General features: G+C 74.8%; 4 protein-coding genes. 3 read left to right on the top strand and 1 reads right to left on the bottom strand.

Annotated features, from left to right (window positions below; all coding sequences use genetic code 11):
• Positions 1-3: 3 nt before the first annotated feature.
• The gene (locus GUY60_RS35485; RefSeq protein ID WP_161705502.1) at positions 4-813 is read right to left on the bottom strand and encodes an NAD-dependent epimerase/dehydratase family protein; all 810 of its coding nucleotides are present in this window, start codon (positions 811-813) and stop codon (positions 4-6) included.
• Between the two features lie 270 nt (positions 814-1,083).
• Between GUY60_RS35485 and GUY60_RS35480 the strand changes: the two genes are divergently transcribed.
• The 3 genes from GUY60_RS35480 to GUY60_RS35470 all read left to right on the top strand — a co-directional run.
• The gene (locus tag GUY60_RS35480; protein ID WP_161705501.1) at positions 1,084-2,058 is read left to right on the top strand and encodes a 5-dehydro-4-deoxyglucarate dehydratase; all 975 of its coding nucleotides are present in this window, start codon (positions 1,084-1,086) and stop codon (positions 2,056-2,058) included.
• Entirely contained in the window at positions 2,055-3,269 is a 1,215-nt protein-coding gene (locus GUY60_RS35475) for a hypothetical protein (RefSeq protein ID WP_161705500.1), read from the top strand. The genes GUY60_RS35480 and GUY60_RS35475 overlap by 4 nt, the downstream gene beginning before the upstream one ends.
• A 117-nt stretch (positions 3,270-3,386) precedes the next feature.
• Positions 3,387-3,979: TIGR03086 family metal-binding protein (locus tag GUY60_RS35470; protein ID WP_161705499.1), on the top strand; the 593-nt coding region annotated here is incomplete at its 3' end.

Raw genomic sequence — 3,979 nt, 5'->3', positions numbered from 1 at the left:
GGCTCAGTGAGGCCACACCGGAGGCTTCGTGCAGAAGTGGCCCCCCAGGTGCGCATGGTCCGGGTTCGACTCGTCCAGCTCACCCTGCTCCGCCACCAGCCGTGCAGCGAACCCCTCCGAGTCGTCCTGCGGGTCGTAACCCAGCGCCCGCGCACTCGAAAGGTCCCACCACACCCGGGTGTTGGCGGACGAGCCGTACACCACCGTGTGCCCGACGCCGGGCGCGCTCAGCGCTGCGTGGAAGAGGCGGGCGCCGTCGGCGGGGCTCATCCAGACCGACAGCATCCGTACCGAGGTCGGCTCGGGGAAGCAGGAGCCGATCCGTACGGACACCGTCTCCAGGCCGTGCCGGTCCCAGTAGAGCTGTGCGAGGTCCTCGCCGAACGCCTTGGACAGGCCGTAGAACGTGTCGGGGCGGCGCGGGGTGCCGAGCGGGATCAGCGGGTCGCCCGCGCGCGGGCGGGGGGTGAAGCCGACGGCGTGGTTGGACGAGGCGAACACGATCCGCCGGACACCCTCCGCGCGGGCCGCCTCGTAGAGGTTGTGGGTGCCCTCGATGTTGGAGCGGAGGATGTCCGCGAACGGGGCTTCGAGCGAGATGCCCGCCAGGTGGACGATCGCGTCCACACCCCGGACCGCCGCGCGCAACGCGTCCTGGTCGGCGAGGTCGGCGGTGACCGCGTCCGGTTCGCCCTCGACCGGGACCATGTCGAAGAGGCGCAGGTCGTAGCCGTACGGCGGAAGGAGTGTGCGCATCAGGGTGCCGAGGCCGCCGGCGGCGCCGGTGAGCAGGACGGTGCGGGGCGCGGCCATGCGGGTCTCCTCGGTGCCGTTCACGCGGGTGCCTAGCGGGTGACTACCCGATCGGGCATTCACATGCGTGGACAAGCTAGGGAGGGCCGTCCGGGCTCGTCAAGAGTGCGGTGGACGTGGGATGTTGATGCTGTTCCCGCCTGCTTGACCCGTACCGGGAAACCGTCCTAGCGTGACGGAGTTCAGAAATATGGACGCGGATCAGGAACGTGCACGGGGGTGGCGTTCGGGCCCCGGGCCGGTCTGTCCGCCGCTGCCCAGGGAGAGCCCGTGACGCCCGCACCGCTCGCCGCCCGACTCCGCATCCCCAGCGGACCGCTGTTCTTCCCCGTCACCGCCTACGGCCTTGACGGCGCGGTCGACCTCGACGCCTACCGCGTCCACCTGCGCGCCGGGATCGAGGCAGGCGGCGCCGCGGTCTTCGCCGCGTGCGGCACCGGCGAGTTCCACGCGCTCACCCCCGAGGAGTTCCAGGCCTGCGTGGCCGCCGCCGTCGAGGAGGCCGCGGGCCGGGTGCCGGTCGTCGCGGGCACCGGATACGGCACGGCCCTCGCGGTGCGCTACGCGACGCTCGCCGAACAGGCGGGCGCGGACGGGCTGTTGGCCCTGCCGCCCTACCTGGTCGCCGCCGAACAGCGGGGACTCGTCCGGCACTACTCCCAGCTGGCCGACGCCACCGGGCTCGACGTCATCGTGTACCAGCGCGACAACGCCCTCTTCACCCCCGACTCCGTGGTCGAACTCGCCCGCCACCCACGGATCATCGGCCTCAAGGACGGCCACGGCGACCTCGGCCTGTTGCAAGGCGAGATCAGCGCCGTCCGCGCCGCGGGCATCGAGGACTTCCTGTACTTCAACGGGCTGCCCACCGCCGAGTGGACCCAGCGCGCCTACCGCGCCCTCGGCGTCACGCTGTACTCCTCGGCCGCCTTCTGCTTCGCCCCTGACCTCGCGCTCGCCTGCCACCGCGCGCTGCACGCCGGTACGCCGGAGGGCGAGGCGACTCTCACCGCCCTGCTCGACGGCTTCTACCGGCCGCTCGTCGCGCTGCGCGACTCCGGACGCGGGTACGCGGTCTCGCTCGTCAAGGCCGGTGTGCGGCAGCGCGGCCAGGACGTGGGACCGGTACGGCCGCCGCTCACCGAACCGGACGCCGCGACGGTCCGGGCGCTCGCCGAACTCGTCGAGGAGGGACGGGAGTTGCTCGCCCGCCGCTCGACCGGGCCCGAGGGCGGCGCCGCGTGAAGACCTCCGCCTTCCTCTACCCCTGGGACGTCAACGGCGACCCGGACGCCGCCGCCCGCCTCGCCGACCTCGGCGTCCAGCAGGTCACCCTGGCCTCCGCGTACCACTCCACCCGCGCCCTCACCCCGCGCCACCCGCACCACCGCGTCGTCACCGCCGCCCACGCCGCCGTGCTCTACCCGCCGGGCGAGCGCTGGCACGGGCAGCGCCTGCGGCCGTACCCCGCAGGGGACTGGGCACCCGGCGACGCCTACGGCGCGGCCGCCGCGGCGCTCGCCGACGCCGGTCTCGATGTGCACTCCTGGGTCGTCCTCGCCCACAACTCCCGCCTGGGCGCCGACCATCCGGACACCTCCGTCGTCAACGCCTACGGCGACCGCTACCCCTGGGCGCCCTGCATCGCGCAGCCCGCCACCCGCGCGTACCTCACCGCGCTCGCCGCCGAAGCCGCCGCCCGCCCCGGCACCCACGGCACCGAGCTGGAGTCCTGCGGCTGGTACGGCCTCGCCCATCTGCACGCCCACGACAAGATCGCGGGCGTCGGCCTCGGCGACGGCGCCGAGTACCTGATGTCGCTCTGCTTCTGCGGCTCCTGCGCCCGTGGCTACGAGGACGCCGGGCTGCCCGCCGCCCGGCTCGCCGCTGCCGTACGGGAGGCGCTCGACCCGGTGTGGCGCGGCACGGCTCCCGGCGACGCCACGCCGGACCGGCTGCTCGGCGCCGAACTCGCCGCCGCCACCCTGGAGTTCAGGACCCGCACGGCCCGCACCCTGCAGGAGGAGGCGGTCGCGGCGGTCCGGGCGGCGGCCCCCGACGGCTTCCAGGTGCTGCTGCACGCCGACCCCGTCCCGTACCACTGCGGGGCCAACGCCGGGGTCGACCCGCACCACATCCTCGGCGTCGCGGACGGAGTGGTCGTGCCGTGCGCGGGCGGGACCGGACTCCTCGCCCCGTTCGCGGCGGCGGCCACCGGAGCGGCGGCGGTCACCGGGTCGGCGGTGGCGACCGGATCGGCCGGGGGCGCCGGGTCGGCCGCGGGCGCCGTGCTCGCCGCCAACCTCCCCGTGGTGACCGGCATGGGCGGCGCCCCCGGCACGCTCGCCAGGGACGCGGAACGCGCCGCCCGCGCCGGGGCCACCGAGCTGCGCCTGTACCACGCGGGGCTCGCCTCCGACGCGGACCTGGCAGAGGTGCGCCGAGCCCTGCCGTAACGAGGCGGGACGCCGCCGACCGATGAGTGCGCGCCCCGGATCGGGTCCATCCTGAAGAGAGCCGAAGAGGCCCGAAGGCACCTGAAGAGGCCCGATCCGACCGGAGGAAACGCGACGATGGCAGACCACCCGAACCCCGACGGCACCGTCGACCTCGGCCCCCAGGCGCGGCTCCTCGCCCGCCTCGCCGAGCAGGTGGAGGACACCCACCTCGACGCCCCCACCCCGTGCCCGGAGTACGCGGTACGCAACCTCCTCGGCCATATCGGGGGGCTTGCCGTCGCCTTCCGGGACGCCGCGCGCAAGGTGTCCGGGCCGACCACCGACACCGCTCCGGGCGGCGCACTCCCCGAGCTCGACGCGGACTGGCGCACTCAACTGCCCAAGGCCCTGGACGAGTTGGCGGCGGCCTGGCGGGACCCGGACGCCTGGCAGGGCGAGACCCGCGCGGGCGGCCTCACCCTGCCCGCCGCCGTCATGGCACACGTCGCCGTCGACGAACTGGTCGTGCACGGCTGGGACCTGGCCCGCGCCACCGGCCAGGAGTACGCCCCGGACCCCGCCTGCCTCGCGGTGGCGTACGGATTCCTCGACCAGTCCCGCGCCCCCGAGTCCCGCGGCACGATCTTCGGCCCCGTCGTCGACGTACCCGACGCGGCCCCGCTGCTCGACCGCGCCATCGGCCTCAGCGGCCGCCACCCCGACTGGAC

Source organism: Streptomyces boluensis (assembly GCF_009908195.1).
Taxonomy (GTDB): domain Bacteria; phylum Actinomycetota; class Actinomycetes; order Streptomycetales; family Streptomycetaceae; genus Streptomyces; species Streptomyces boluensis.
Note: the sequence above shows the minus strand (reverse complement) of the source record. Positions and strands in the feature narration are given on the sequence as shown.

Excerpts from the sequence above, each read along its gene's own strand:
- GUY60_RS35485 (WP_161705502.1), bottom strand. The coding sequence starts at position 813 with ATGGCCGCGCCCCGCACCGTCCTGCTCACCGGCGCCGCCGGCGGCCTC.